The 25814-nt window shown below is 72.7% G+C and carries 23 protein-coding genes; 14 read left to right on the top strand and 9 right to left on the bottom strand.

Annotation, left to right across the window (positions count from 1 at the left end; translation table 11 throughout):
- The first annotated feature begins 3 nt into the window (after window positions 1-3).
- The 4 genes from OG410_RS13655 (at window position 4) to OG410_RS13640 (ending at window position 4210) form a co-directional block, all read left to right on the top strand.
- Window positions 4-1197 carry a lipid-transfer protein gene (locus OG410_RS13655; protein ID WP_329299385.1) on the top strand — a complete coding sequence of 398 codons (1194 nt, stop codon included), beginning with the start codon at window positions 4-6 and terminating at the stop codon, window positions 1195-1197.
- Between the two features lie 147 nt (window positions 1198-1344).
- Window positions 1345-2772: an MFS transporter gene (locus tag OG410_RS13650; RefSeq protein ID WP_329299384.1), complete on the top strand. Its 1428-nt coding sequence runs from the start codon at window positions 1345-1347 to the stop codon at window positions 2770-2772.
- A gap of 50 nt (window positions 2773-2822) precedes the next feature.
- A complete protein-coding gene (locus OG410_RS13645; RefSeq protein ID WP_329299383.1) occupies window positions 2823-3362 on the top strand; it encodes a SigE family RNA polymerase sigma factor in 540 nt (179 codons plus the stop codon).
- Entirely contained in the window at window positions 3359-4210 is an 852-nt protein-coding gene (locus OG410_RS13640; RefSeq protein WP_329299382.1) for a hypothetical protein, read from the top strand. The genes OG410_RS13645 and OG410_RS13640 overlap by 4 nt, the downstream gene beginning before the upstream one ends.
- An 85-nt stretch (window positions 4211-4295) precedes the next feature.
- Here the strand turns inward: OG410_RS13640 and OG410_RS13635 are convergent, their stop codons facing one another.
- The gene (locus tag OG410_RS13635) at window positions 4296-4928 is read right to left on the bottom strand and encodes a response regulator transcription factor (protein WP_329304114.1); all 633 of its coding nucleotides are present in this window, start codon (window positions 4926-4928) and stop codon (window positions 4296-4298) included.
- A gap of 297 nt (window positions 4929-5225) precedes the next feature.
- Between OG410_RS13635 and OG410_RS13630 the strand changes: the two genes are divergently transcribed.
- Entirely contained in the window at window positions 5226-6779 is a 1554-nt protein-coding gene (locus OG410_RS13630; protein WP_329299381.1) for an alpha-L-arabinofuranosidase B, read from the top strand.
- A 73-nt stretch (window positions 6780-6852) separates the two neighbouring features.
- Here the strand turns inward: OG410_RS13630 and OG410_RS13625 are convergent, their stop codons facing one another.
- Genes OG410_RS13625 through OG410_RS13615 form a run of 3 tightly spaced genes read right to left on the bottom strand, consistent with a single transcriptional unit; the run spans window position 6853 to window position 9718 of the window.
- Window positions 6853-8103 carry a sensor histidine kinase gene (locus OG410_RS13625; RefSeq protein ID WP_329299380.1) on the bottom strand — a complete coding sequence of 417 codons (1251 nt, stop codon included), beginning with the start codon at window positions 8101-8103 and terminating at the stop codon, window positions 6853-6855.
- Window positions 8104-8117: 14 nt separating this feature from the next.
- Window positions 8118-8837, bottom strand: a complete 720-nt coding sequence (locus tag OG410_RS13620) for an ABC transporter permease (protein ID WP_329299379.1) — start codon at window positions 8835-8837, stop codon at window positions 8118-8120.
- Window positions 8837-9718, bottom strand: coding sequence for an ABC transporter ATP-binding protein (locus OG410_RS13615; RefSeq protein WP_329304113.1), 882 nt, complete (start codon window positions 9716-9718; stop codon window positions 8837-8839). Before OG410_RS13615 ends, OG410_RS13620 begins: the two co-directional genes overlap by 1 nt.
- A gap of 374 nt (window positions 9719-10092) precedes the next feature.
- Here OG410_RS13615 and OG410_RS13610 point away from each other — a divergent pair, with 374 nt between their 5' ends.
- The 3 genes from OG410_RS13610 (at window position 10093) to OG410_RS13600 (ending at window position 13088) form a co-directional block, all read left to right on the top strand.
- A complete protein-coding gene (locus tag OG410_RS13610; protein ID WP_329299378.1) occupies window positions 10093-10950 on the top strand; it encodes a MaoC/PaaZ C-terminal domain-containing protein in 858 nt (285 codons plus the stop codon).
- A gap of 34 nt (window positions 10951-10984) precedes the next feature.
- Window positions 10985-12061: a Zn-dependent alcohol dehydrogenase gene (locus OG410_RS13605; RefSeq protein WP_329299377.1), complete on the top strand. Its 1077-nt coding sequence runs from the start codon at window positions 10985-10987 to the stop codon at window positions 12059-12061.
- A gap of 76 nt (window positions 12062-12137) precedes the next feature.
- Window positions 12138-13088 (top strand): 3-oxoacyl-ACP reductase, encoded by a 951-nt coding sequence (locus OG410_RS13600; protein ID WP_329299376.1) that lies wholly within the window; start codon window positions 12138-12140, stop codon window positions 13086-13088.
- 124 nt (window positions 13089-13212) lie between these two features.
- On the opposite strand, the gene OG410_RS13595 is transcribed toward OG410_RS13600, so the two are convergent.
- Together OG410_RS13595 and OG410_RS42580 are read right to left on the bottom strand one after the other, a co-directional pair.
- Complete coding sequence (locus OG410_RS13595) at window positions 13213-13383, bottom strand: hypothetical protein (protein WP_328453058.1); 171 nt, start codon at window positions 13381-13383, stop codon at window positions 13213-13215.
- A gap of 48 nt (window positions 13384-13431) precedes the next feature.
- Complete coding sequence (locus OG410_RS42580) at window positions 13432-15945, bottom strand: hypothetical protein (protein ID WP_443063745.1); 2514 nt, start codon at window positions 15943-15945, stop codon at window positions 13432-13434.
- A gap of 277 nt (window positions 15946-16222) precedes the next feature.
- On the opposite strand from OG410_RS42580, the gene OG410_RS13585 reads away from it, so the two are divergent.
- The 3 genes from OG410_RS13585 to OG410_RS13575 are packed head-to-tail and all read left to right on the top strand — an operon-like array spanning window position 16223 to window position 19317.
- Complete coding sequence (locus OG410_RS13585; protein ID WP_329299375.1) at window positions 16223-17074, top strand: Nif3-like dinuclear metal center hexameric protein; 852 nt, start codon at window positions 16223-16225, stop codon at window positions 17072-17074.
- A complete protein-coding gene (locus OG410_RS13580; RefSeq protein ID WP_329304112.1) occupies window positions 17071-17814 on the top strand; it encodes a zinc ribbon domain-containing protein in 744 nt (247 codons plus the stop codon). Before OG410_RS13585 ends, OG410_RS13580 begins: the two co-directional genes overlap by 4 nt.
- A gap of 12 nt (window positions 17815-17826) precedes the next feature.
- Window positions 17827-19317, top strand: a complete 1491-nt coding sequence (locus OG410_RS13575; protein ID WP_329299374.1) for a bifunctional RNase H/acid phosphatase — start codon at window positions 17827-17829, stop codon at window positions 19315-19317.
- Between the two features lie 32 nt (window positions 19318-19349).
- Here the strand turns inward: OG410_RS13575 and OG410_RS13570 are convergent, their stop codons facing one another.
- Window positions 19350-20150, bottom strand: coding sequence for a helix-turn-helix domain-containing protein (locus tag OG410_RS13570; protein WP_329299373.1), 801 nt, complete (start codon window positions 20148-20150; stop codon window positions 19350-19352).
- 91 nt (window positions 20151-20241) lie between these two features.
- Between OG410_RS13570 and OG410_RS13565 the strand changes: the two genes are divergently transcribed.
- On the top strand, window positions 20242-21297 hold the full coding sequence (locus OG410_RS13565) for a zinc-dependent alcohol dehydrogenase family protein (protein ID WP_329299372.1): 1056 nt from the start codon (window positions 20242-20244) through the stop codon (window positions 21295-21297).
- A 115-nt stretch (window positions 21298-21412) separates the two neighbouring features.
- Here OG410_RS13565 and OG410_RS13560 read toward each other — a convergent pair whose 3' ends face one another.
- Both OG410_RS13560 and yaaA read right to left on the bottom strand, forming a co-directional pair.
- Window positions 21413-22057 carry a bifunctional 4-hydroxy-2-oxoglutarate aldolase/2-dehydro-3-deoxy-phosphogluconate aldolase gene (locus OG410_RS13560; protein WP_329299371.1) on the bottom strand — a complete coding sequence of 215 codons (645 nt, stop codon included), beginning with the start codon at window positions 22055-22057 and terminating at the stop codon, window positions 21413-21415.
- Window positions 22058-22210: 153 nt separating this feature from the next.
- On the bottom strand, window positions 22211-23011 hold the full coding sequence (gene yaaA / locus OG410_RS13555; protein ID WP_329299370.1) for a peroxide stress protein YaaA: 801 nt from the start codon (window positions 23009-23011) through the stop codon (window positions 22211-22213).
- A gap of 362 nt (window positions 23012-23373) precedes the next feature.
- Between yaaA and OG410_RS13550 the strand changes: the two genes are divergently transcribed.
- Both OG410_RS13550 and OG410_RS13545 read left to right on the top strand, forming a co-directional pair.
- Complete coding sequence (locus OG410_RS13550) at window positions 23374-24807, top strand: RNB domain-containing ribonuclease (RefSeq protein ID WP_329299369.1); 1434 nt, start codon at window positions 23374-23376, stop codon at window positions 24805-24807.
- A gap of 121 nt (window positions 24808-24928) precedes the next feature.
- Window positions 24929-25807: an AraC family transcriptional regulator gene (locus tag OG410_RS13545; RefSeq protein WP_329299368.1), complete on the top strand. Its 879-nt coding sequence runs from the start codon at window positions 24929-24931 to the stop codon at window positions 25805-25807.
- The last annotated feature ends 7 nt before the right edge of the window (window positions 25808-25814 follow it).

The raw sequence follows: 25814 nt of genomic DNA, 5'->3' as shown, positions 1-25814 counted from the left end.
GCCATGAAGACGTACGTCGTCGGTGTCGGAATGACCAGGTTCGAGAAGCCCGAGACCCGGGACTGGCAGTACTGGGACATGGTCCGGGAGGCCGGCTCCGGCGCCCTGGCCGACGCGGGGATCTCGTACACGGACGTGGAACAGGTCCCCGTCGGCTACTGCTTCCAGGCGTCCACCGCCGGCCAGCGCGCCGCCTACGAACTCGGCCTGACCGGTGTGCCCGTCTACAACGTCAACAACAACTGCGCCACCGGAGCGAGCGCGCTGATGCTCGCCCGGCAGTTCGTCGAGGGCGGCCTCAGCGACTGCGTCCTCGCGCTGGGCTTCGAGAAGATGAAGCGGGGCTCGCTCGGATCGGGCGCCGACGGCGGGGACTTCGCCACATCACCCGTCGCCCGCCACTACGGAGTCATGGCCGCCCGGCACGGCTTCGAGATGTCCCCGCCCACCGCGCAGATCTTCGGCGACGCGGCCCGCGAGCACATGGAGCGGTACGGCACGACCGAGGCCCAGCTCGCCGCCGTCGGCGCCAAGAACCACCGCCACTCCGCGAACAATCCGTACGCCCAGTTCCAGGACGTGTACTCCGTCGAGGAGATCCTCGCCGCGAAGGCCGTGCACCGGCCGCTGACCCGGCTCCAGTGCTCACCCACCTCCGACGGGGCCGCCGCCGCCGTCGTCGTGTCCGAACGGTTCGCCGAGCGGCACGCGCTGGAGGACAGGGCGGTGGAGATCGTCGCGCAGGCGATGACCACCGACACCGAGGAGTCCTTCGCCTCCGGCTCCTGCGTCGACGTCGTCGGGCAGCCGATGTCGCGGGAGGCCGCGCGCCAGGTCTACGAGCGCTCCGGACTCGGCATCGAGGACGTGGACGTCGTGGAGCTCCACGACTGCTTCTCCGTCAACGAACTGCTGACCTACGAGGCGCTCGGCATGTGCGCGGAGGGCGAGTCGGGCGCACTCGTCGAGTCGGGGGCCACGACGTACGGCGGGCGCTGGGTGGTGAATCCCTCCGGCGGGCTGATCTCCAAGGGCCATCCGCTGGGAGCGACCGGAATCGCCCAGGTGGCCGAGCTGGTCTGGCAGTTGAGGGGACAGGCCGAGGCGCGCCAGGTCCAGGGGGCGCGGGTCGGACTCGCGCACAACATCGGGCTCGGCGGCGCGGCGGTGGTCACGCTGCTGCGCGCGGGAGCCTGACCGGTCCCAGGGTCTGTTGTTCGGGTCAGGTGGTGTCGAGGTGCCCCGCGCGTACCGCCGCGTGATTCGAACGACGGGCCTAGGTCCCATGCCGTACGCCGGTCTGCGTCGAAATCCTGATGCAAGGGGTGTAAGCGGGTTGAGAGCATGACAGCCATGCTCCGAGCCGCTGAAGACATCCGGACATCCGCCCCTGCCGCCCCGCCCACCTGGGTGGTGATCGCGCTCGCGTGTGCCGGACAGTTCCTGGTCGTTCTGGACGTGTCCGTCGTCAACGTGGCCCTGCCCTCCATGCGGGCAGACCTGGGGCTGAGCGCCCCCGGACTCCAGTGGGTGGTGAACGCCTACTCCATCGCGTTCGCCGGATTCATGCTCCTCGGCGGGCGGGCCGGTGACCTGTACGGGCGCAAGCGGATGTTCCTGGTGGGCCTCGCGCTCTTCACGCTCGCCTCGGTCGCCGGCGGCCTCGCCCAGGAGGGCACCCAACTGCTGCTCGCCCGCGCCGCGCAGGGCCTGGGGGCCGCGGTGCTCGCGCCCTCGACCCTGACGATCCTGACCTCGGCCGTCCCCGAGGGCGCCGCACGCGCGCGGGCCATCGCGACCTGGACCGCCGTGGGCGCCGGCGGCGGCGCGGCGGGCGGACTCGTCGGCGGACTGCTGGTCGACGGGCTGTCGTGGCGCTGGGTGCTCCTCATCAACGTGCCCGTCGGCGCGGTGGTGCTGGCCGGCGCGGCGCGATGGCTGCCGGAGAGCAGGGCGGGGGACGGGCGGCGGCTCGACCTGCGGGGCGCGCTCCTGGTGACGGCGGGACTGGCGACCCTGGCGTACGGGATCGTGCAGACGGAGGCCGAGGGCTGGACCGCGGCGGCGACGCTCGTACCGCTGGGCGCGGGAGCGGCTCTCATCGGGCTCTTCCTGGTCGTCGAGTCGCGGACGAGGGCGCCCCTGATGCCGCTGAAGCTCCTGCGGCTGCGGTCGGTGTCGTCGGCGAACGCGGCCGTGTTCGTCTCCGGCTCGGCGATGTTCTGCATGTGGTTCTTCATGACGCTGTACTCCCAGAACGTGCTCGGCTACTCGCCGCTCGGCGCGGGCCTCGCGCTGGTGCCGAGCTCGCTCGCCGTCGTCATCGGCTCGAAGTCGGCGCCCCGCCTCATGCCGGCCCTCGGCGCGCGCAACGTGGCGGTCCTCGGCACGCTCCTCGCCGCGGCCGGGTTCGGCTGGCAGTCGACCATGACGGCGGACGGCCCCTACCTCACCGCGATCATGTTCCCCGGCATCCTGATGATGGCGGGCGCCGGCCTGGCCGCGACACCGCTGGCCGCGGTCGCGACCTCGGGTGCGGCCCCGGAGGACGCCGGGGTGGTCTCGGGCCTGGTCAACACCTCTCGGGTGATGGGCGGTTCACTGGGGCTCGCGGTCATGTCCACGATCGCCGCAGCCCGTACCGGGGGAAGCGTCTCCGGGGAGGCCCTGACCGCCGGGTACGCGCTGGCGTTCCGTGTCAGCGGCGTCATGCTGCTGGCCGGGGCCGTCCTGATGTTCCTGTGGCTGCCGCGGACGACGTCCCGGCGGTGAGGCAACGAAATCCTGTGCCCGTGGACTCCTTGAGTCACTAGGAGGTGCCCATGGGGGTTCGGAAGCAGTCTCGGGACGAGGAGTTCCAGAGCTTCGTGGTCGGTCGCTGGCCGCGGCTGATGCGTACGGCGTTTCTCCTGACGGGGGAGCAGCACGTCGCCGAGGACCTGGTCCAGACGACGCTGGAGCAGGTGTACGTGGCATGGCACAGGGTCGGCTCGGCCGACGAACCGGACGCGTACGTGCGGCGCGTGATGATCAACGCGCACGCCCGAAGACACCGGCGAAAACTCAAGGAGTTCCTCGCGCCGAAGGACGATGCGGGGATCGGACGCGAGATCCCCGACAGCGCCGACCCGATCGCGCGCGCCGACGACCGCGGCGCCCTGATCGCCGCGCTGTCCCAACTGCCCCCGCGCCAGCGCGAGGCGGTGGTCCTGCGCTACTGGGAGGACCTGAGCGAGAGCCAGGCGGCCCAGGCGATGGGCTGCTCGGTGGGCACGGTGAAGAGCAATGCGGCCAAGGGGATCGCGAAACTCCGTGTCCTGCCGGGCCTGGCGGACACGGTGACGCACGGAGGGCGGAAATGATGAGCGCGAACCGGGAGACGCATCACGACATGGCGACGGACGCGGACATCGCCTTCCTGCTGGCCCGGGCGGCGGAGGAGGTCGAGATCGGCATGGCTCCCTACCAGGCGGTCGTGCGCGGCGGCCGGCGCCGCAAGGCGCGCCGCTGGGCGACGGCGGCGGCGGTCGCCCTGGTCGTCGCCGGTTCCACGGGGACGCTGGCGCTGGCGGGGGGTGCGGGCGGGGACGACGGTGGCAGGCGGGTCGAGCCGGCCGTGACCGCGCCGTCGACGCCCGAGCAGCGGCACGTGTACGAGCCGCAGGTGACCACCGTGGCGCGCGGGACCGAACACGGCAAGGAGTGGAGCGTCGAGGTCATCGTCTGGGGGGCGCCGAAGAACGAGACGGAGGCGCAGTACCAGCGGTCCAGGATGAGCGAGTACGCCCTCACGCCGACGGGCCCCCAGGTCGCCTCGGACCTCATCGGCAAGGGCTGGACGTTCGTCCGCCTCTTCGTGGGGGACGGCAGCCCGGAAACGGCGCTCGACTGGCCGGTCGACAAGGGCGACTCGTTCTCGGGCAAGGACATCGAGGCCGCGGCGGTGCCGCTGCGGACCGGCCGGGCCGGTACGGCGGGGGCGTCTCGGCTGCTGGTGATCGGCCAGGTCGCAACGACCGCCCAGGAGGTCACCTGCACCTGGGACGACGGCACGACGATCAAGGCCGGGAAGGCCGCCCCGGGGACCGGCCTCGGCTCGTCGTACGAGGATCTGATCCGGCCGGTGGACGGCTCCCGGCCGAACTGGTTCGTGTGCGCGGCGCCGGAAGGCAAGCACGTCGGGTCCGGGACGGCGAAGGTGACGAAGTAGCGAAGGCGGACGAGGAGTGATCGTGCGGGTGGCCCGCCGCCGGAACCCGGCGGCGGGCCACCCGCACGATCCGGACGAACAGGCCCTACAGCCAACCCTGTTGGCGGGCCTCCCGCATCGCCTCCATGCGGTTGCGGGTGCCCGTCTTGCCGATGGCCGAGGACAGGTAGTTGCGGACGGTGGACTCGGAGAGGTGCAGCTTGCCGGCGATGTCGGCGACGGTGGCGCCGTCCACCGAGGCCTTCAGGACGTCGCACTCGCGGGCCGTGAGCGGATTGGGCCCGGCGCTCAGCGCGGCGGCGGCGAGCGCCGGATCGATGACGGTCTCCCCGGTCAGCACCCGGCGGATCGCCTCGGCCAGTTCCTCCACGGGCCCGTCCTTGACCAGGAACCCGGCGGCACCCGCCTCCATGGCCCGCCGCAGATAGCCGGGACGGCCGAACGTGGTGAGGATGAGCACCCGGCAGTCGGGCACCTGCTCACGCAGTTCGGCGGCGGCGTCCAGCCCGCTCATCCCCGGCAACTCGATGTCCAGCAGGGCCACATCGGGCCGGCTGACCAGCGCCGTGTCCACGATCTCGTCCCCCGCTGACACCTGCGCGACCACCTCGATGTCCGGCTCCATCCCGAGCAGCAGGGCGAGCGCCCCGCGCATCATCTGCTGGTCCTCGGCGAGCAGGACACGGACGGACTTGGCGGGCCGGTGGTCCCGGGGCATCTCGTTCACGCGGCCAAGCGTAAGGCGAGAGGGGTGTCCGGCCGTCCGTTCCGCACGCTCCGGCGGTCTTCCGAAAAATCGTGGGGTTTCTGTCCGTGCGTCTTGACGGTCCTCGGTCACGGGCAAATAATCGCCTCGGAATTCAGCGCTCCCCTTTGTCATTTCCGAGCCGGGCCGCTTTCCGCAAACGTTCGGAATTTCGACCGGGAATTGGTTCGGTATCTCGATCGAACAATGTCCGGTATCTCGAACCGGACACCCGCACTGTCCTACACGGAACGGAAGAGGTGCACCGTGATGTCATCCTTCGTGCGCTTACAGCGCCTCAGAAACACGGTTCTGGCCGTGCTGTCGGTGATGGCGGCCGTCGTCGCGTTCGCCGTCGGCGCCCCGCAGGCCACCGCCGCGGGGTCGCTCCCCTGCGACATCTACGCCACCGCGGGCACCCCCTGCGTCGCCGCGCACAGCCTCGTCAGGGCGCTCTACTCGTCGTACAACGGCTCGCTCTACCAGGTGCAGCGCGCCTCCGACAGCGCCACCGCGAACATCGGTCTCCTGGCGGCCGGCGGATACGCGAACGCGGCGGCGCAGGACTCCTTCTGCAACGGCACCACCTGCATCATCACGCAGATCTACGACCAGTCCTCACGCCACAACGACCTCACGATCGAGGGCGCCGGCGGGGCGGGAGCCGCCGACGTCGGGGCGCCCGCGGACGCGCTGCCGGTGACCGCCGGCGGCCACCAGGTCTACGGTCTGGAGATCTCGGCCGGCATGGGCTACCGGGACAACTCCACCTCGGGAGTCGCCACGAACGGTGCCGCCGAGGGAATGTACATGGTGACCTCCGGCACCCACGTCAACGGCAGTTGCTGTTTCGACTACGGCAACGCCGAGACCAACAACCTGGACACCGGCAACGGCCACATGGACGCGATCAACTTCGGCACCGAGTGCTGGTTCTCGCCCTGCTACGGCGGAGGTCCCTGGGTGCAGGCCGACCTGGAGAACGGGCTCTTCCAGTCGGACGCCGGATACAGCAAGAACACGGCGAACACCGGGACCGGCGCGATGCCCTTCGTGACCGCTTTGCTGAAAAACAACGGTCAGGACCATTTCGCGCTGAAATACGGCAACGCCCAATCGGGCAGTCTCACGACCACCTATTCCGGGGGTGAACCCACCGCCGGCGGCTACTCGCCCATGCACCAGGAGGGCGCGATCGTCCTGGGCACCGGCGGCGACAACAGCAACGGCTCCATCGGGTCCTTCTTCGAGGGCGTCATGACCTCGGGCATCCCGACGGACGCCGCGGACAACCTGGTGCAGTCGAACATCGTCTCCGTCGGCTACGGCGGATCGACCGGCATCACCGGCTCGCTGACGGCCGGGTCCGAGATCTCGCTGCGCGCGACCACCTCGTGCTGCACGGCCGACTACATCCGCCACCAGGCCAACGCGGCGGTCGTCTCGGCGATCACGTCGAGCAGTCCGGCACTCGACAAGAGCGACGCCACCTGGATCGTCCGCCGGGGTCTCGCCGACAGCTCCTGCTACTCCTTCGAGTCACGGAACTACCCGGGCGACTTCCTGCGGCACTACAACTACCAGCTCCTCCGGCAACCCATGACCGGTACCACGCAGTTCAGACAGGACGCCACGTTCTGCGCCGGGACCGGCAAGAGCGGTACGGGGACCTCGTTCGCGTCGTACAACTACCCGACGCGATACCTCCGGCACTACAACTACAACGTCTACATAGCGAGCAACGGCGGCTCGAACGCCTTCGACAGCGCCACCTCGTGGACGGACGACGTGAGCTGGGCCGTCACGGCCCCCTGGGCTCCGTAACCGCCCGGCCGAAACGCGGCGGCGGGTCGGCCCGTGAGGGCCCGGCCCGCCGCCCCCTTCGAGGGGGCGCCGCTCACACCGACGCCTCCGTCAGATCGAGCGCCTCCACGGGGAGTTCGGCCCGCACCTCGAAACCGCCGCGCGAAGTCCGTCCCGCCCGCAGGGAGCCACCGGCCGTCGCGAGGCGTTCGGTGAGGCCCTTGAGACCGGTGCCGCCGATGCCCGCCTCGGGATCCGCCGAGGAGGCGTCGGTGCCGTTGTCCGAGACGGTCAGACGGACGAGGTCCGCGGTTCCGTCCACGGTGATCTCGCAGCGCGTCGCGTCGCTGTGGCGTACGACGTTGGTGACGGCCTCACGCAGTACCCAGCCGAGCAGGGCCTCGGTCTGCGGGACCAGGGGTGGCCCCGACTGCCGGACGACCGGCTCCACCCGCGCGGCGGACAGTGCCGAGCGGGCGCCGTCCAGCTCCGTGGCGAGGCTGCCCTCGCGGTAGCCGGTGACCGCCTCGCGGATCTCCGTCAGCGCCTGCCGGCCGACCGACTCGATGTCCGTGACCTGGACGAGTGCCGCGTCCAGATCGCGGGGAGCGAGGCGACGGGCCGCCTCCGACTTCACCACGATCACGGAGAGCGTGTGCCCGAGCAGGTCGTGCAGGTCGCGGGAGAAGCGCATCCGCTCCTTCTCCACCGCCCGGCGTGCCAACTCCTCGCGGGCCGCCCGCAGTTCGCGTACCGCCTCGGACAGGGAGAGGATCGCGGCCGTCACCATCGTGGACAGGAACGTGCCGTAGGCGACGTTCACCGCGTCCCAGCCCGCCCGGACGACGGAGACCGCCGCGGCGACCGCCGTCAGACCGAGGCCGATCCTCCCGAGCCAGGGGCCGCGCACCACCGCCCCGGTCGCCAGCCCGAGCAGCGGGAAGAAGAACAGCCAGCTTCCGCCGTACCCGAGGGCCAGCGCGAAGGTGATCACCCCCATCAGGACGAGCGCGACCCGGGTGGAGCGGGCCTCCCGCTTCGACTTCACGAACGCGCGGAACGTCACGTAGATGTACAGCGAGTTGAAGACGAACAGGCCCAGTGCGCCGACCCAGGGCTGCGGTGTCCTGCCCTGGAAGAGGTTGGAGAAGGCCCCCATCCCCAGCAGCAGCCACGGCAGCAGCGCGAAGCCGGTCGGCGGCGGGCCCGGGTACTCGGGCGTCTCGCCGTCGCTCCCGCCCCCGGACCGCCGCTCGGCCTTGAACCGTTCCATGTCGGCCTTCCAGCGGCTCCGTTCGGCCCGCAACGCGCGGACCTGGCAACCGATGCCTCTCATCCAGGACATGTCCCGATCCCCGTTCAGACGGTTCGTGCGGATCGACGGTACGAGACCACAGCGTACGAACCGAATGCCAGCAGCCAGGCGATCAGCACCGCCACCGCCGTGAGGTCCGGCGCCCGGCCCTCGGTGACCGACACGCCGAGCTGCGCGAAGCGGTTCGTGGGCGTGTACGCCGAGACCGAGCGCAGCCAGCCGGGGAAGAGGGCGAGCGGGAACCACAGGCCGCCGACCACCGCCAGCCCCAGATTGCACACCATGTTCGCGACACCCGTCGTCTGCGCGGTCATCCGGTACCCGTTGCCGAGCCCCAGCAGCGTGAAGGGGACCGAGCCGAGCCACAGCAGCAGGGCCGTCGCGGCCCACTGCCAGGCGTCCAGCCGTACGCCGTTGACCAGGCCGCCGGCCGCGAGCACCGCGACGATCGCGGGCAGTACGGTCACCGAACCGGTCAGCGCCCGCCCGAGCACCACCTCGCGCGACGTCATCGGGGTCACCCGGAGCTGCCTCAGCCAGCCGGTCACCTTGTCCTCGGCGACCCCGCCGCCCGTGTTCAGCGCCGAGCCGACCGCCCCGTACGCGGCCATGCCGACCATCGACGCGGTCTTCCACGCGCCGTCGTCGCCACCGCCGAGGTTGGTGAACAGCAGATACATCATCACCGGCATCGCGACGCCGCCGATCACGAAGCCGGTGTCGCGCAGCGTCCGGCGCACTTCGAGCCGCAGATAGTCGAACATCACACCGTCTCCCGATCGCGCGAGGTGAGGGCCATGAACGCGTCGTCCAAGGATGCGGGGACGACCTCCAGGCCGCGTATCGCCCCCCGCTCGGCCAGCGCGATCACCGTCGCGTCCGAGTCGTCCGTGCGCAGCCGGGCCCGGGGCCCGCGCACCTCCACGGCCACCACGCCGGGCAGCAGCGCCAGATCCTCCGTGCCGGGCCCCGCCAGGTCGAAGGAGACAACATTGCCGCCCGCCGACCGCCTGAGCTCCTCCCCGGTCCCGTTCGCGACGATCCGCCCCCGGTCGACGACGACGATCCGGTCGGCGTGCGCGTCGGCCTCCTCCAGGTAGTGCGTGGAGAACAGCACGGTGTGGCCGCGCCGGGCGTAGGCCCGCATCGACTCCCAGAACGCGTGCCGTGCCTCCACGTCGAGCGCGGCGGTGGGTTCGTCGAGCACGATCAGCGCGGGATCGCCGGCGAGCGCCACCGCGAACCGCACCCGCTGCGCCTGCCCTCCCGACAGCCGGTCGACGCGCCTCCCGGCCAGTTCCGTGATGCCCGCGAGCCGCAGCGCCTCGGCCACCGGCAGGGGTGCCGGATAGCGGCCCGCCACGAAGGACACCAGTTCCTGGACGGTGACCCGCGGCACCGGCCGGGCGTCCTGGAGCATCGCGCCGACCCGTCCGGCGCGCACCGACTTCTGCGGGCTGCCGCCGAAGAGCTCCACCGAGCCCTCGTCCGGCTCGTTCAGCCCGAGCAGCAGGGAGATCGCCGTCGACTTGCCCGCGCCGTTGCGGCCCAGCAGCGCCACCGTCTCGCCGCTCGCCACGTCGAGGTCGAGACCGTCCACGGCGCGCACGTCGCCGAACGTCTTGACCGCACCCCTGAAGCGCACTGCCGGTGCCGTCCCCGCCGGCGGCGGTGCGGACGTTCCCCGCGGCTTGCGCGCCGTCGTCCCCGTTGTCCGTGTCATGAGAACGACGCTAGGGGTCCGGGGCGGTGCCCCGGCAGATGCACTTGTCGGCGATCGGCCGGGACAAATGTCACGGCCGCCGGCGCGACGCGTTCCCCTGAAGGACCGGTACGGCCACTCGATCTGACATGGCGTCAGTAGTCTTCACAAGTACTGGACGCTGGGCTATACAAGGGTGCGCCGGACTGGAACGCGTTCTAGAACGAGCGGGTTCCACGGCCCAGTGTCGACCTCGGTGCGGCCGACGGTGCGGACGGCCGCACCGAGGTCTTTCGCGCAGTCGAGTCAGGAGCCCCATGCCCATTGACGCCGCCAAGGCCGTCGCAGCGGAACCGCGGACCGGCGAGATCGCCTGGAGCCACAAGGACGTCCAGCTCTACCACCTGGGCCTGGGCGCGGGCGTCCCCGCGACCGATCCCGACGAGCTGCGGTACACCCTCGAATCCAGGCTGCACGTCCTGCCGAGCTTCGCCACCGTCGCGGGCGCCGGCTCGCCGGGAGTGATCGGCGGACTCTCGATGCCCGGTGTCGACGTCGACCTCGCCCGCGTCCTGCACGGCGGCCAGAGCGTCCGGCTGCACCGCCCGATCCCCGCCGAGGGCACGGCCACCGCCACCGGGCGCATCGCCGCGGTCTACGACAAGGGCACCGCCGCCATCCTCGTCATGCGCACCGAAGTGGCGGACGCCCAGGGCCCGTTGTGGACCAACGACGCCCAGATCTTCGTACGCGGAGAAGGCGGCTGGGGCGGCGACCGCGGACCGGGCACCCGCCTCGAAGCCCCCGCCGGCCCGCCGGAGCGCACCGTGGAACGCCCGGTCCGCGAGGACCAGGCCCTGCTCTACCGCCTGTCCGGGGACTGGAACCCGCTGCACGCCGACCCCGAGTTCGCCAAGCTCGCCGGGTTCGACCGGCCCATCCTGCACGGGCTGTGCACGTACGGCATGACGCTCAAGGCCGTCGTCGACACCCTGCTCGGCGGCGATGTGACCCGCGTCCGCTCGTACACCACCCGCTTCGCCGGGGTCGTCTTCCCCGGCGAGACCCTGCGCGTCCGGATGTGGCGGAGCGAGAGCGGGATCCGGGTGGCGGTGAGCGCGGTCGAGCGGGACGACGCGCCGGTCCTCGCCGACACCGTCGTCGAACACGTCTGACACCCGTACGAACCGTCCTGAGGGGAGCCGCACCATGCGCGCAGCCGTACTGCACGAGATAGGCCAGGACAAACTCGAGGTCCTCGACGACGTCGAGGCGGTGGGCTTCGGGCCCGGCAAGGTGCGCATCCGGGTACGGGCCACGGGACTGTGCCACTCGGACCTGTCCGCGATGAACGGTGTGCTGCCCCAGCCCGCGCCGTTCGTGCCCGGGCACGAGGGCGCCGGCGAGATCACCGAGGTCGGCGAGGGCGTCACCCATGTGAAGCCCGGCGACCGTGTCGTCATCTGCTGGCTTCCCGCCTGCGGCGCCTGTCCGGCCTGCAAGAGGGGCCAGACCGAACTGTGCCTGGCCGGATTCATGAACGCGGGCACCCCCAACTTCAAGCGCCCCGGCGGTGACGTCTTCGGCTTCGCCGGCACCGGCACCTTCGCCGAGGAGGTCGTCGTCGCGGCCGGCTGCGCGGTCCCCATCCCCGACGACGTGCCCTTCGACATCGCCGCCCTGATCGGCTGCGGCGTCACCACCGGACTCGGCGCGGCCCTCAACACCGCGGACGTGGAGGCCGGTTCGTCGGTCGCCGTCATCGGCTGCGGAGGCGTCGGCGTCTCCGCGATCCAGGGCGCCCGGCTCATGGGGGCCGCGGAGATCGTCGCCGTCGACCCGGTCGCCTCACGCCGGGAGGCCGCCCTCGGCTTCGGCGCCACCAAGGCCGTCTCGCCCGACGAACTCGCCGACGCCAAACAGTCGGTGACCGCGGGCGAGGGCTTCGACTACGTCTTCGAGGTCGTCGGCAAGTCCGCCACCGCGCGCGCCGCCTACGACCACACCCGCCGCGGCGGCACCCTCGTGGTCGTCGGAGCAGGCGCCATGGACGACTTTCTCCAGCTCAACATGTTCGAGCTGTTCTTCGACGAGAAGCGCATCCTGCCCTCCATGTACGGCGGCGGGGACGTCCTTCGGTCGTACGAGCGCACGATCGCCCTGTGGCGCGCGGGCCGCATCGACCTCGAAGGCCTGATCACCCACCGGGTGCCGCTGGCCGGGATCAACGAGGCGCTCGACCAGATGCGTTCGGGCACCGCCCTGCGGACGTGCATCGAGATCTGACCCGGGCGGCCGCCGGAGTGGACCTCCACCACAACCGCTCCGGTGCGGACCTCCACCACAACCGCTAAGGACCCTGATGTCACTGCCACTCGAAGGGCTCACCGCGATCGTCACCGGCGCGGGCCGCGGGCTCGGCCGGGCCGAGGCGCTGGAACTCGGCCGGCTGGGCGCGGCCGTCGTCGTCAACGACTACGGACAGCCGGGACGGGACGGGTCGGGCGAGGCCTCGGCCACCCCGGCCGAGGAGGTCGCCGCCGAGATCCGCACGGCGGGCGGCCGGGCCACAGCCCACACCGGGGACGTCGCCGATCACGAACAGGCCCGAGAACTGGTCGAGTCGGCCGTCGCGGAGTTCGGGACGCTGGACATCCTCGTCAACAACGCGGGCATCCTGCGCGACCGGATGGTCTTCTCGATGACCGAGGACGAGTGGGACTCGGTCATCAGGGTCCACCTCAAAGGCCATTTCAACACCACCCACTTCGCCTCCGCGCACTGGCGGGCCCGCGCCAAGGCGGCCGACGGGCCCGTCTACGGACGGATCGTGAACACCTCGTCGGAAGCCTTCCTCGCGGGTTCCGCCGGACAGCCCAACTACGCGGCGGCGAAAGGCGGGATCGTCGGTCTGACCACCTCGACGGCGCTGGCGCTCGCCAAGTACGGCGTCACGGCCAACGTCATCTGCCCGCGCGCCCGCACCCGTATGACGGAGGACGTCTTCGCCGGACTCGGACAGCCCGACGAGGGCCTGGACCCGCTCGCCCCCGAGCATGTCGCCCCGCTCGTCGGCTACTTGGCCTCGCCCGCCGCCGGGCACGTCAACGGACAGCTCCTCGTCGTGCACGGAGGGATGGTCGCGGTCGTCGAACGCCCGCGGGTGGCCGCGAAGTTCGACAGCAAGCAGGACACGTTCAGCCACGACGAACTCGACGCGCTGCTCACTCCGTACTACGCACAGCGCCCGAGCGGCGAGACGTTCGCGGCGATGGAGGTCCTGGGGCTCAAGCGGGAGGGTTCTCCGCACTGAGCGGACGTCCGCCGGTGAGAGACCTGTACGACTTGTGTGACCTGTACGACCTGTACGGATACAGCCCCGCTCGCCATGGTGCGAGCGGGGCTGTATCCCGGTTCTCAGCTTGCCGTGAGGTCCGTCAGACCGTTGTGGCCGGCTGGCCGGACGGCTTGCGGTGGCGGCCCCGAGGGGGCGCCTCGCCGTCGTGGCCGGAGACCGGGCCGCGGTGTCTGCCGTGGCCTTCGGACCGGGCCGCCGACGTCTCGTGGACGTCCGTGCCCGGTGCTTCCATGGTGCTCGAGTCGTTCATTGAAGTGTTCACCCCGTATGCAAGATCCTTCTTTACAGCCGGGGGAGTCTAACGTGCGGTCATCGCACGGGAGTCGGAGGGTGACGTTTCTTCGCCCGTACTGCCCCTTTTCTCCTCGTCCGTGTGGGCGGGTCCACACGGACCCCCGGATTCCGCGGGCGTCCGCGGCAGGGCGGCGAGTGTCCCCGCCACGGTGGTGAGCGCCGAGGCCGGTTGGGTGTCGGGCCCCGGACGGCCGACCGCGGGCCTCAGCGCCACCTGGCCCCTGAACTCGCCGACGGCCGGCAGCGCGTCGGTGGTCCCGTCCCCGAGAACGGTGCCGCCCGCGGGTGTTGTACCGGCCCGGGTGCCGAGGCTCATGCCGGCCGGGGGAGTTTCGGCGACCTTGGTCCAGAGACCGGGCTCGGTGGTGGAGGCCCCGGCGACGCCGGTGACGCCCGCCCACGGGTTCGGCGGGAACGGCTCGGCGGGTTCGGCGGAGGGGCTCGCGACGGCCGGGAGGGGGCCGGTGGCCCCGTGACCGGGGCCCGCGACGGCCGGGAGCGGCTCGGCGGTCCGGGCGCGGTGACCCGCGACGGGCGGGAGCGGTTCGGCCGGGAGGTGTCCTTCGGCGGACGGAATCCCGTCGTCGGCACGGGTACGCGCGGTGACCCCGGCACCGTTACCGGCATGCGTGACGGCACCGGCAGCGGCGCCGGCCCTCCGACCCGGATAGGCGTACGCCCCGGTGGCGGCCGTGGTTCCGGTGCCGGAGTCGGTGTCGGGAGCGGCACCCACTCTCGCGACCGGGGGAAGCGGCTGTGCCGTTTCGACGACGACGGTCATGCCGCCCGGGAGCGTTCCGTCGGCCCTGGTCCTGAGGCCCATGCCGGGTGGGGGCGTTTCGGCGACCTTGGTCCAGAGGTTCGCCTCGGTCCTGGGTGTTCCGGCGGGCTCGGCCCGGCGCTCGGGCGCGGGCGCGGAGACGGGCGCGGGAGTCAGGGAAACCCTGGTCCAGCGGCTCGGCTGGGGCCGGGCGGCCGGTTCGCCGGATTCGGGGGCGCGCCGCACGACCGGCCGGGGCGGTTCGGGCTGTCCGCCGGCGGGCCGCGCGACCGGCGGGAGCGTCCCGCCGGGCTCGTGGCCGGGGTTGGTGTCCGCCCGCCGCGCTTCGGCGAAGGAGGGGGAGGCGGGGGAGGCGGGGGACGTCCTGGGGGTGAGGCTCGCCACCGTCGGCAGTGGCTCCCCGCCCCCGCCCCCGGGCGCGGGGCCCGTACCGGCGGACGGACCGGCGGACGGCACCCGGTGTGCGTCCAGGGCGCGGACCGCTTCGTCCTCCGGGGCGCGGGTGGTGCCGCTGCCCAGGGCCAGGTGGACCGGGAGCGCCCGGGGCGGCTCGGTTCCCCGGGCCGGGTGAGGCCGGCCGGCCGGCCGGACCGGCCGCAGGTGTGCCTGCTGGAGCGGGACCGGCCGTGGTGCCGGGAGCCCCGGGGAAGCCGGATCCCCCGTGTCCGGCTTCCCCGCACCCTCGGGCGCTTCCAGCCGGGCGACACCACACGGGACGACACCCGTGGCGTACGGCAGGCGGAGCACCCCCTCGGCGGTCCACAGCCCGGTGCCGGGGAACCAGCCCTCCGGTGCCGGGCGGTGGTGGATCCGGCGCTCGGCCGGGCGCCACACACCCACCCAGGTACCGCCGGGCCCGTCCATGCGCAGGGCGACAGCGCAGGACTCCGGGGTCAGCACCTGGCCCGGCTGGATCGCGAACGGGCTGACCGAACAGCCCGTCGCGGACAGACAGTCCGGGAAGCGGACGGGCAGGGTGCTGCCGAGCACGCCCCAGCCGAGACGGTCCCGGCCGGGGGACGGCGCGTCGGACCGGATGAGCAGAAGTCCGCTGTCCGCGTCCGCGAGGAGCAGCCGGTCGTTGCTGTGCTCGGCGATCTGGAGGAGCGGCGAGACCTCTCCGCCGCGCTCCAGGTCGACGACCACGGTCTTCGTGCGGCCGTTCTGGAAGCGGTCGAGCGCGAGCAGGCGCCCCGTGCCGTCCAGCCACACCCCTCCCGAGCAGTGGCCCGGCACCTCGGCCAGGTGCTCCGGGCCGAACGCGCCGCCCGCCACCAGCCACACCGCCGTCGACCCCCGGCCCACCGCGAGGGCGTAGGCGCGCTCCCCGTCCGGCGCGGGCGGCAGCAGCCGCAGCACGGTGCCCGCGTCGGGGCACTCCACCGCGCCCAGCGGGAGCTCGCCGGTGCCCGGCCCGGTCGGATACAGGAGGGAGAAGGCGTGGCGCCCGTCGTCCACCCGATGGATCAGCACCCTGCCGTCGGTCAGCGGCAGCACCTCGGTGCCCGGCTCCTCCGGCTGCGGACCGGGCAGCGGTACGGCGTACGGCTCGGGGCCGTCCAGGGTCCAGCGCTCCGGGTACCAGGACTCGCCGTCGCGGGCGAGCCGTGCTCCGTAGGTGCCGTCGGCGGTGATCACGCAGACGGGCGGAGCGGCCCACCGGCTCGCGCTGTCACCGTACTTGCCGCCGTCCGCGCGCTCGCTCCGCACCATGGGTTCTCTCGCACCGGCCGTCATCGTTCGGTCACCTCCGGCGACGAAGGTAGTTTTCGTACGCACAGACGGGGGAGCGACGGGCTGTTGCTTCACACATAAGGGTGGCCCTGTCGGGATTCGCCTGAGGGAACGGGGCGGATGTGCTGAACCATGGTGGAAAGACGCGCGCCGGGACGGGCGGGATCCGCGTCCCGCAGGCCGCCCCGGCACGGGCCCCGCACGTCCGCAGGCCGCCCCGGCACGGGCCCGTGGGCCACGACCGGTCGGACAGGGACGTAAGACAGGTAGCCTTTTCCCCGTGCCCCGTCTGTCTGAAGTCATCGCCGCGCTCGACGCCCTCTGGCCTCCGGAGCGGGCCGAGGGGTGGGACGCGGTCGGTACCGTCTGCGGCGACCCCGACCAGGACGTCACGCGCGTCCTGTTCGCCGTCGACCCGGTCCAGGACATCGTCGACGAGGCGGTGAAACTGGACGCCGACCTGCTCGTCACCCACCACCCGCTCTATCTGCGCGGTACGACGACGGTGGCGGCCGACACCTTCAAGGGCCGCGTCGTGCACACGCTGATCAAGAACGACATCGCGCTGCACGTCGCCCACACCAACGCCGACCGTGCCGACCCGGGAGTCAGCGACGCGCTGGCCGGGGCCCTGGACCTGCGGGTCGTACGGCCCCTCGTGCCCGACGCGACCGACCCCGAGGGACGCCGTGGCCTCGGCCGGGTCTGCGAGCTGGACCATCCGCTCACCGTGCGCGAGCTCGCCGCCCGGGCCGCCGAGCGGCTGCCCGCGACCGCGCAGGGCGTCCGCGTCGCGGGCGACCCCGAGGCGCTGGTGCGGACCGTCGCGGTCAGCGGCGGCTCCGGGGACAGCCTCTTCGACGACGTTCGCGCCGCGGGCGTGGACGCGTTCCTCACCGCGGACCTGCGGCACCACCCGGTGTCGGAGGCCCGCGCCCACAGTCCTCTCGCGCTGCTCGACGCGGCGCACTGGGCCACCGAGTGGCCCTGGTGCGAGCTGGCAGCAGCCCAGCTCGACGAGATCTCCGACCGGAAGGGATGGGGACTGCGCGTCCACGTCTCCCGGACGGTCACCGACCCCTGGACCGCTCACGCGGCCTCACACACCGACACATCAGGAGCCCCCAACTGAACGCCGAGCCCGCCGACCAGATCCGACTTCTCGACGTCCAGGCACTCGACGCCCGCCTTCAGCAGCTCGCGCACAAGCGGAGGTCGCTGCCCGAGCACGCCGAGATCGAGTCGCTGAACAAGGACCTCACCCAGCTGCGCGACCTGTTCGTCGCCGCGCAGACCGAGGAGAGCGACTGCGCCCGCGAGCAGACCAAGGCCGAGCAGGACGTCGACCAGGTGCGTCAGCGCGCCGTCCGCGACCAGCAGCGCCTCGACTCGGGTGCCGTCACCTCCCCCAAGGACCTGGAGAACCTCCAGCGCGAGATCGTCTCCCTCGCCAAGCGCCAGGGCGACCTGGAGGACGTCGTCCTCGAGGTCATGGAGCGCCGCGAGTCCGCCCAGGAGCGGGTCGCCGAGCTGACCGAGCGGGTCTCCTCCGTCCAGGCGAAGATCGACGACGCGACCGCGCGCCGGGACGCCGCCTTCGAGCAGTTCGACGGCGAGACGGCCTCGGTCACCAAGGAGCGCGAGGTCATCTCGGCCTCGGTGCCCGCCGATCTCCTCAAGCTGTACACCAAGCTGCGTGACCAGCAGGGTGGCGTCGGCGCCGCCCGGCTCTACCAGCGCCGCTGCGAGGGCTGCCGCCTGGAGCTCAACATCACCGAGGTGAACGACGTGAAGGCGGCCTCCCCCGACACCGTGCTGCGCTGCGAGAACTGCCACCGCATCCTCGTGCGTACGTCCGAGTCCGGCCTGTAGGGAGTTCGGCTCGTGCGGGAGTTCATCGTCGAGGCGGACGGGGGGTCCCGGGGCAACCCGGGGCCCGCGGGCTACGGCTCCGTGGTCATCGACGCGGCCACCGGGGAGACGCTGGCGGAGCGCGCCGAGTACATCGGCGTCGCCACCAACAACGTCGCCGAGTACCGGGGCCTGATCGCGGGTCTGGAGGCGGCCCGCGACCTCGACGCGAGCGTCCGGGTCAGGGTCCGGATGGACTCCAAGCTCGTCGTGGAGCAGATGTCCGGACGCTGGAAGATCAAGCACCCGGACATGAAGCCCCTGGCGGCGGGGGCGGCCCGGGTCCTTCCGGCCTCCCAGGTCACGTACGAGTGGATCCCGCGCGAGCGCAACAAGCACGCGGACCGGCTGGCCAACGAGGCGATGGACGCCGGCAAGCGCGGCGAGGCCTGGTCGCCGTCGGCGTCGACGGCCGAACTGAACGCCCGCGCGACCCGCTCCGCGGCACCGGAGCCGACGGGCCCGCCCGGCGACGCGACAGCGGGCGCGGCAAAGGCCCGAGCAGCCCTGAAGGAAACCCGCGGCGAAGCCCCCCGCGAGGGACGCGAGGAACTGCGCGCCCAGCCCACGGCGGGCGACGGCCCGGCGACGGCGATGGGTGGTACCCACGTGCCCCGTGAGGGGCGCGGGGAACTGCGCGCTCAGCCCGCGACGGGCGGCAGCCGGGCGACGGCCACGGGTGGCACCCCATCGTCCGGCGGCGAAGCCGGCGAGGCGGGCGCGGAGCCGGGAGACGCCGGCCGAGCCGGGAAGGCGGGCGACGATCAGCGGGCCGCGAGAAACGTGGCCGCCACCCCGACCACCACGCCCGCCGCAGGCTGGAGCGCACCCCCGGACATGGGCGCCCCCGCCACCTTCGTCCTGCTGCGGCACGGCGAGACACCGCTGACCCCGCAGAAGCGGTTCTCGGGCAGCGGCGGCAGCGATCCGTCGCTGTCCGACGTGGGCAGGGAGCAGGCCGAGCGCGTGGCCGCGGCGCTGGCGGCCCGCGGCACCATCCAGGCGATCGTGGCCTCCCCGCTGGCCCGGACCCGGGAGACCGCGGGTGCCGTCGCCGCCCGGCTCGGTCTCGACGTCGCCGTCGAGGACGGTCTGCGCGAGACGGACTTCGGCGCCTGGGAGGGACTGACCTTCGGAGAGGTGCGCGAACGCCACCCGGAGGACCTGAACGCCTGGCTCGCCTCACCGGAGGCCGAACCGACCGGCGGCGGCGAGAGCTTCGCCGCGACGGCGCACCGCATGGCGGCCACCCGCGACAAGCTGATCGCCGCCTACACCGGCCGCACGGTCCTGCTCGTCACGCACGTCACCCCGATCAAGACCCTCGTACGGCTGGCCCTCGGCGCCCCGCCGGAGTCCCTGTTCCGGATGGAACTGTCGGCGGCGTCGCTCTCGGCGGTCGCGTACTACGGGGACGGTAACGCGAGCGTCCGGCTGTTCAACGACACCTCACATCTGCGCTGACCCCGTGTGCGCTGATCCCGGCGGCGTCGGCCTCATCCCCGCCGGGCGGCGCGGTCGCGGAGGATCCCGGCGGTCTCCGGGTCCGCCGGGAGGAACGCCTCCAGATGGAGTTCGGCGAGCGTGACGTCCACCGCGGTCGCGAACGACGTCAGCGTGGTGAGCAGCCTCAACTCGCCCTCCGGACACCGCAGTCGCAGCGGCACGGCGAAGCCGAGGTAGTCCGCGCCGGGCTCGCTCGCCGGCACGTAGGCAGCCAACTCCGCCACCAGTGCGTCGAGACGGTGGTCGGGGCTGCGCAGGGAGCGGGCCCGCAGGTTCTCCACGATGTGCCGGCCCCAGGCGTCCAGGTTCACCACCCGTGACGCCATCCCGCGCGGATGCAGGGCCAGCCGCAGGACGTTCACCGGCGGTGCCAGCAGCTCGGGAGCCACTCCTTCGGTCAGGACGTCCAACGCCGCGTTGGCGGCGACGAGTTCACCGCGCGGCCCCGCCACCACCGCCGGATACGGCAGATGCCCTTCGAGGATGCTGTCCAGCGCCTCGCGTACGGGCTTCAGCGCGGCCGCGTCGAGCGCCGACTCGGTGAACGCGGGAGCGTAACCGGCCGCCAGGAGCAGCGCGTTGCGCTCCCGCAGGGTCAGGTCCAGCGACTCGGCGAGCCTGATCACGATCTCTCGGCCGGGGACCGAACGCCCGCGCTCGATGAAACTGACGTACCGCTGGGTCGTCCCCGCGCGGGAGGCGAGTTCCAGCTGGCTCACCCGGCGGACGTGCCGCCAGCGCAGCAGCTCCCGGGCGAAGGGAGGAGGCTCGGTGGGGATACCGGTCGTCATGCGGTCAGTTGTACGTCACGGGTGCGGCGGCGGCACGGCGGCACTCGTCATACCTCGCCGGGAATTGAGCGGGACATCGGCTCCCGCCAGCATGGACGCGACCACTCAGGAGCCCAACCGGGGAGCGGACATGCGCGCCTACCACCTCGAAACGCCCGGCACCGTCGACGGGATCGTGCCGCGTGAGTCGGCCCGCCCGGATCCGGGGCCCCGCGAGATCCTCGTCCGCGTCCGTGCCGCCTCCCTCAACAAGCGCGACCTGCTGATCCTGAGGGGGACCTACCCCCTGAAGGCCGTGCCGGACGTGATCCCGCTGAGCGACGGAGCGGGGGAGGTCGTCGCGGTGGGGCCGGAGGTGACCCGGTTCGCGGTGGGCGACCGGGTGGCCGGCACGTACTTCCCGCACTGGCTGGACGGCCGGATCACCCCGGACCGCTTCGACCAGCCGGGTGCCACCCTCGACGGCATGCTGACCGAGTACGCCTGCCTGGGCCAGGAGGGCGCCGTACGCGTTCCCGACCATCTGACCTGGGAGGAGGCGGCCTGTCTGCCCTGTGCCGGGGTGACCGCCTGGCACTGTCTGACGGGCGGCGAGCCGCTCACCCCCGGCCAGACCGTGCTCACCCTCGGCACCGGGGCGCTGTCCCTCTTCGTCGTGCAGTTCGCCAAGACGCTGGGCGCCGAGGTGATCGCGACGACATCGAGCGAGGCCAAGGCCGACCGCCTCAAGGCTCTCGGCGCGGACCATGTCGTCGACTATGTCGAGAACCCCGAATGGGGGCGCGCCGTCAGGGAGTTGACCGGCGGTCGCGGCGCCGACCTCGTCGTGGAGACCAACGGGCCCGACACCATCGAGCAGTCGGTGCGCGCCGCCGCGCTCTACGGCCAGGTCGTGCTCCTGATCACCGGCAACGGGCGCGGGTCCGGAATCGAGATCTCCAACGCGGCGTACGCGGCGAGTCTGGCCACGATCCGCCGGGTCTTCGTGGGCAGCCGCGCGCACTTCGAGTCCATGAACAGGGCCCTGGAACTGCACGGGACCCGCCCGGTCGTGGACCGCGTCCTCGGCTTCGACGAGGTGCGGGAGGCATTCCGGTACTACGAGAGCGGCGCGGCCTTCGGGAAGGTGGTCATCCGTGTGAGCTGAGCCGGGGCGAGGCCTCGTGAGCTGAGCGGGGGCCGAACCGTCTGAGCTGAACGGGTGCGAGCCGTCCGAGGTGAGCGGGGGCGAGCCGTCCGAGGTGAGCCGGGACGGGCCGCGGCTACCGCCGCAGTGCCGACGCCGCCCGTGCCAGGTCCTCCACCCGGCGCCAGTCCCGCGCGGCGACCGCGTCGGCCGGGAGCATCCAACTGCCGCCCACACAGCCCACGTTGGGGAGCGCGAGGTAGTCCGGCGCGCACTCGGGGCCGATGCCCCCCGTCGGGCAGAAGCGCGCCTGCGGGAGCGGCCCCGCCAGCGACTTCAGATAGGCCGTACCGCCCGCCGCCTGTGCGGGGAAGAACTTCATCTCGCGCACCCCCCGTTCCAGCAGCGCCACCACCTCGGAGGTCGTGGACACCCCCGGCAGGAACGGCACCCCGGAGGCCTTCATCGCGTCCAGCAGTCCGTCCGTCCAGCCGGGGCTGACCAGGAAACGGGCGCCCGCCGCCACCGACCCGGCCACGTGCTCCGGCGTCAGGACCGTGCCCGCGCCCACCACCGCGTCCGGCACCTCGGCCGCGATGGCCCGGATCGCGTCGAGTGCCGCCGGGGTCCGCAGCGTCACCTCGATCGCGGGCAGGCCGCCGGCGACGAGGGCCCGCGCCAGCGGCACCGCGTCGGACGCGTCCCCGATCACGACGACGGGGACGACGGGCGCGAGATCCAGGACGGAGGCATGCGGAGACGGGGGCGATGACGACGTCATGCGCTCATCCTGCCCGGGGTGCGCATCCTGCGCAAAGGTCGTTGCATATGTTGCAACGCCGCTGAAACGGCGACCACCGCACGCCGGACGGCCGGTCAGCCGGCACCTGTCACCGGCCGGCCGCTCGGCGAACCCCTGTCACCGGAAGGCCGTTCAGTGGATCTCCCTCACCACCACGTCGAGCGCCCACGGACTGCCCGCCCGGCCCGGGGCTTCCGCCTCCACCGTGTACCCGAGATCCCGCAGCGCCTCCACCAGCTCCGCCGGGTTCTTCGGCGCGGCGTTCGCGGTGAGCAGGCCGCGGACGATCCGGCCCTTGGTCGCCTTGTTGAAGTGGCTGACGACGGAACGCTTCTCGACCCCGTCCACCAGCTGCGCGTGCAGCACCCGTACGGTCGCCGTCCGCCCCGCCACCTCGCCCTTGGGCTTCCACGCCGCGGTGTACGCCGAGGACCGCAGGTCCAGCACGAGCCCGTCGCCGGCGGCTTCGGGGAGCGCGGCGGCCATCGGCGTACGCCAGTGCGCGCCCAGCGCTCCGAGACCCGGCAGCTTCACGCCCATCGAGCAGCGGTACGAGGGGATCCGGTCGGTCACCCGCACCGCGCCCCACAGCCCGGAGAAGACGAGCAGCGAACGGCCCGCGCGCCGCTTGGCCGCGGTGTCCAGCGAGGCCAGGTCCAGGGCGTCGTACAGGACCCCCGTGTAGATCTCCCCGGCCGGGCGCGTGCCCGCGGTCCTCAGTTCCGTGTTCTTCGCGATCTCGCCCCGCAGGCCCTCGCTCAGCCCGAGCACCTCGCGGGCCTTCTCCTCGTCGGCCACGCACAGCTCGACCAGCTCGTCGAGGACCGCCTGACGGGCCTCCGCGAGACCGGGCAGGGACAACGACTCCGGCTTGAGCGCGGTTCCCCGGCCGGAGGGTGCCTTGCCCTCGGAGGGCGGCAGCAGCACGAGCACGGTTGGTTCTCCTCACGGTGGATACGAGCGGCCGCCAGCCTACGGGGTACGGCCCGACCGCCTTTTCCGCCCGGCCCCGGGCCCACCGGCCCGGCCGGACTCTGCCGGGCCTGCGGGGCCACCAGACCCTGCCGGACCGGCCGAACCCTGCCAGGCGGGCCCGCCGGATACCGCGGGGCCTGTCGAACCCTGCCGGACCCCGGACCCTGCTTGAACCCCGAACCCTCCCAAGCCGGCCGGACCCCCGCCACCGCCACGCGCTGGCCACGCGGCACCGGCGCGGCGGGCGCGAACCGGTCCCCTCGCCCGGAGGGCGCCCCGCTCCGCGTGCTCAACGGTCGGCCCCGGCCTACGCTCGACCCATGCCTCGCCGTCACTTCCGCGTCACCGGTGCCCCGCAGGCTCCGCTGCGATCCGCTCTGCGCGCGCTGCGGACCGAGCTCGGCGTCCCCGGGAGTTTCCCGGCCGACGTCCTCGCCGAGGCCGGGCTGCCGGCCCGCCTGCCCGCGTACGACGCGACGGACATCCCCCTCTTCACCATCGACCCGCCGACGTCCGAGGACCTCGACCAGGCGATGCACCTGTCACGCCGCGAGCGGGGCGGCTACCGCGTCCAGTACGCCATCGCCGACGTCGCCGCCTTCGTGGCGCCCGGCGGAGCCCTGGACGCCGAGGCGCACCGGCGCGTGACGACCCTCTACTTCCCGGACGGCAAGGTCCCCCTCCATCCGACCCGCCTCTCCGAGGGCGTCGCGAGCCTGCTCCCGGGCCAGACCTGCCCGGCCGTCCTGTGGACGATCGACCTCGGTCCGGACGGCCGCACCGAGGTCACCGACGTCCGCCGTGCCCTGGTCCGCAGCCGCGCCAAACTGGACTACGCGACCGTGCAGCGCCGGATCGACGACGGAACCGCGGAGGAACCGCTCGCTCTGCTCAAGAAGGTCGGCACCCTGCGCGAGGCCCTGGAGGTCGAGCGCGGCGGCATCTCCCTCAACGTGCCCGAGCAGGAGATCGTCGAGAAGGACGGGACGTACGAACTCGCCTACCGGGCCCCGCTGCCCGCCGACGGCTGGAACGCGCAGATCTCCCTGCTCGCCGGTATGGCGGCGGCCGAGCTGATGCTCGACCACGGCACGGGAGTGCTGCGGACACTGCCCGCGGCGCCGGACGGGGCGGTCGGACGGCTGCGCCGTACCGCTCTGGCCCTGCGCATCGACTGGCCCCACCACGTCTCGTACGCGCAGCTCGTCCGCTCCCTCGACCCGCACCGGCCGCACCACGCCGCCTTCCTCCAGGAGTGCACGACCCTGCTGCGCGGCGCCGGATACACCGTCTTCCGGGACGGGGTGCTGCCCGAGGTCACCGCGCACGCCGCCGTCGCCGCGCCCTACGCCCACTGCACGGCCCCGCTGCGCCGGCTCGTCGACCGCTACGCCTCGGAGATCTGCCTCGCGGCCGCCGCCGGTCTGCCGACTCCCGAGTGGGTCCTCGCGGCTCTCGACGCCCTGCCCAAGGAGATGGCCGACGGCAGCAGGCGGGCCGGCACCGTCGAGCGCGAGTGCGTCGACATCGTGGAGGCCGCACTCCTCAAGGACCGCGTCGGCGAGATCTTCGAGGCCTGTGTGGTGGACGTACAGGAACACGACCCCACGGTCGGGACCGTGCAACTGGAGTCCCCGGCGGTCTTCGCCCGGATCTCGGGCGGGACGACCGGGCTGCCCCTGGGCGAACACCTGCGGGTCCGGCTCACCCAGGCGGACCCCGGAACCGCGAAGGCGCAGTTCGAGCCCGCCTGATCCGGTGACGGCCGCCGGCATGAAAACGGGGGCCGCGGGTGTTGCCCCGTACACGGGTGTTGCCCCGTACAGCGGACGCGGCGAGCGCGTCCTGCCACGCCGCGGAGGGGGAGGGACGGCCATGACCGGAGGGGGAGAGGCGACGACCGGGACCGTACGGCGCCGGCCCTCGCGGCACTCCGCGAAGGAGGAGGCCCGCTGGACCCGGACCGTCCTCGGCCGGGACGGCCGGCCCCTGGACCTTCTGACCGCGCGCTTCGACCAGCACCGCTACGCCCCGCACACCCACGACGAGTTCACCATCGGCGTCAGCGTCGGCGGCTCGGAGCTCATCGGCTACCGCGGCGGCCACATCCGCACCGGCCCGGGGTCCATTGTCGTACTGGCCCCCGGCGAGATGCACACCGGCGGTCCCGCCGCCTGCGACGGCTACGCCTACCGGGCCCTGTACGCGGAGCCGTCCCTGCTCTCCGAGGGCGCCGTCGGCGGCGTCCCGCACTTCCGGGAACCGCTGCTCGACGACCCCGAACTCGCCGCCGCGCTGCGCGCCGCGCACACCGAACTGAGCGTGTGCCCGGACCCGCTGGAGGCCGAGTCCCGCCTCCCGTGGCTGCTCGCCGCGCTGACCCGGCGCCACTCCACGGCCCGTCCGGACCGCGACGAGGTCCCCGGCGCCGCGCGCATAGCCGACGCCGTACGGGACCGCCTGGCCGGCGAACTCCAGGCCCCGCCCTCCCTCGCCTCCCTCGCCACGGACCTCGGCCTGTCCCGCTACCAGCTCCTGCGCGCCTTCCGTACGACGACGGGGATACCGCCGTACGCCTGGCTGGCCCAGCACCGGGTGAACCGGGCCCGCCGGCTCCTGGAGTCCGGCCTGCGCCCCGCCGAGGTCGCCGGACTCGTGGGCTTCGCCGACCAGGCGCATCTGACCCGCTGGTTCCGCCGTGTGCTCGGCGTGACGCCGGCCGCGTACCGCGCGAGCGTGCTCCCGGCGCCGTAGGGCAGTT

The sequence above is a fragment of the Streptomyces sp. NBC_00659 genome, from assembly GCF_036226925.1.
In the GTDB taxonomy this organism is placed as follows: domain Bacteria; phylum Actinomycetota; class Actinomycetes; order Streptomycetales; family Streptomycetaceae; genus Streptomyces.
Note: the sequence above shows the minus strand (reverse complement) of the source record. Positions and strands in the feature narration are given on the sequence as shown.

What these genes read in the sequence shown, in the direction of transcription:
- OG410_RS13655 (WP_329299385.1), top strand. Translation starts at nt 4, where the DNA reads ATGAAGACGTACGTCGTCGGTGTCGGAATGACCAGGTTCGAGAAGCCC.
- OG410_RS13650 (WP_329299384.1), top strand. Translation starts at nt 1,345, where the DNA reads ATGACAGCCATGCTCCGAGCCGCTGAAGACATCCGGACATCCGCCCCT.
- OG410_RS13645 (WP_329299383.1), top strand. Translation starts at nt 2,823, where the DNA reads ATGGGGGTTCGGAAGCAGTCTCGGGACGAGGAGTTCCAGAGCTTCGTG.
- OG410_RS13640 (WP_329299382.1), top strand. Translation starts at nt 3,359, where the DNA reads ATGATGAGCGCGAACCGGGAGACGCATCACGACATGGCGACGGACGCG.
- OG410_RS13635 (WP_329304114.1), bottom strand. Translation starts at nt 4,928, where the DNA reads ATGCCCCGGGACCACCGGCCCGCCAAGTCCGTCCGTGTCCTGCTCGCC.
- OG410_RS13630 (WP_329299381.1), top strand. Translation starts at nt 5,226, where the DNA reads ATGTCATCCTTCGTGCGCTTACAGCGCCTCAGAAACACGGTTCTGGCC.
- OG410_RS13625 (WP_329299380.1), bottom strand. Translation starts at nt 8,103, where the DNA reads ATGTCCTGGATGAGAGGCATCGGTTGCCAGGTCCGCGCGTTGCGGGCC.
- OG410_RS13620 (WP_329299379.1), bottom strand. Translation starts at nt 8,837, where the DNA reads ATGTTCGACTATCTGCGGCTCGAAGTGCGCCGGACGCTGCGCGACACC.
- OG410_RS13610 (WP_329299378.1), top strand. Translation starts at nt 10,093, where the DNA reads ATGCCCATTGACGCCGCCAAGGCCGTCGCAGCGGAACCGCGGACCGGC.
- OG410_RS13605 (WP_329299377.1), top strand. Translation starts at nt 10,985, where the DNA reads ATGCGCGCAGCCGTACTGCACGAGATAGGCCAGGACAAACTCGAGGTC.
- OG410_RS13600 (WP_329299376.1), top strand. Translation starts at nt 12,138, where the DNA reads ATGTCACTGCCACTCGAAGGGCTCACCGCGATCGTCACCGGCGCGGGC.
- OG410_RS13595 (WP_328453058.1), bottom strand. Translation starts at nt 13,383, where the DNA reads ATGAACGACTCGAGCACCATGGAAGCACCGGGCACGGACGTCCACGAG.
- OG410_RS42580 (WP_443063745.1), bottom strand. Translation starts at nt 15,945, where the DNA reads ATGACGGCCGGTGCGAGAGAACCCATGGTGCGGAGCGAGCGCGCGGAC.
- OG410_RS13570 (WP_329299373.1), bottom strand. Translation starts at nt 20,150, where the DNA reads ATGACGACCGGTATCCCCACCGAGCCTCCTCCCTTCGCCCGGGAGCTG.
- OG410_RS13565 (WP_329299372.1), top strand. Translation starts at nt 20,242, where the DNA reads ATGGACGCGACCACTCAGGAGCCCAACCGGGGAGCGGACATGCGCGCC.
- OG410_RS13560 (WP_329299371.1), bottom strand. Translation starts at nt 22,057, where the DNA reads ATGACGTCGTCATCGCCCCCGTCTCCGCATGCCTCCGTCCTGGATCTC.
- OG410_RS13550 (WP_329299369.1), top strand. Translation starts at nt 23,374, where the DNA reads ATGCCTCGCCGTCACTTCCGCGTCACCGGTGCCCCGCAGGCTCCGCTG.
- OG410_RS13545 (WP_329299368.1), top strand. Translation starts at nt 24,929, where the DNA reads ATGACCGGAGGGGGAGAGGCGACGACCGGGACCGTACGGCGCCGGCCC.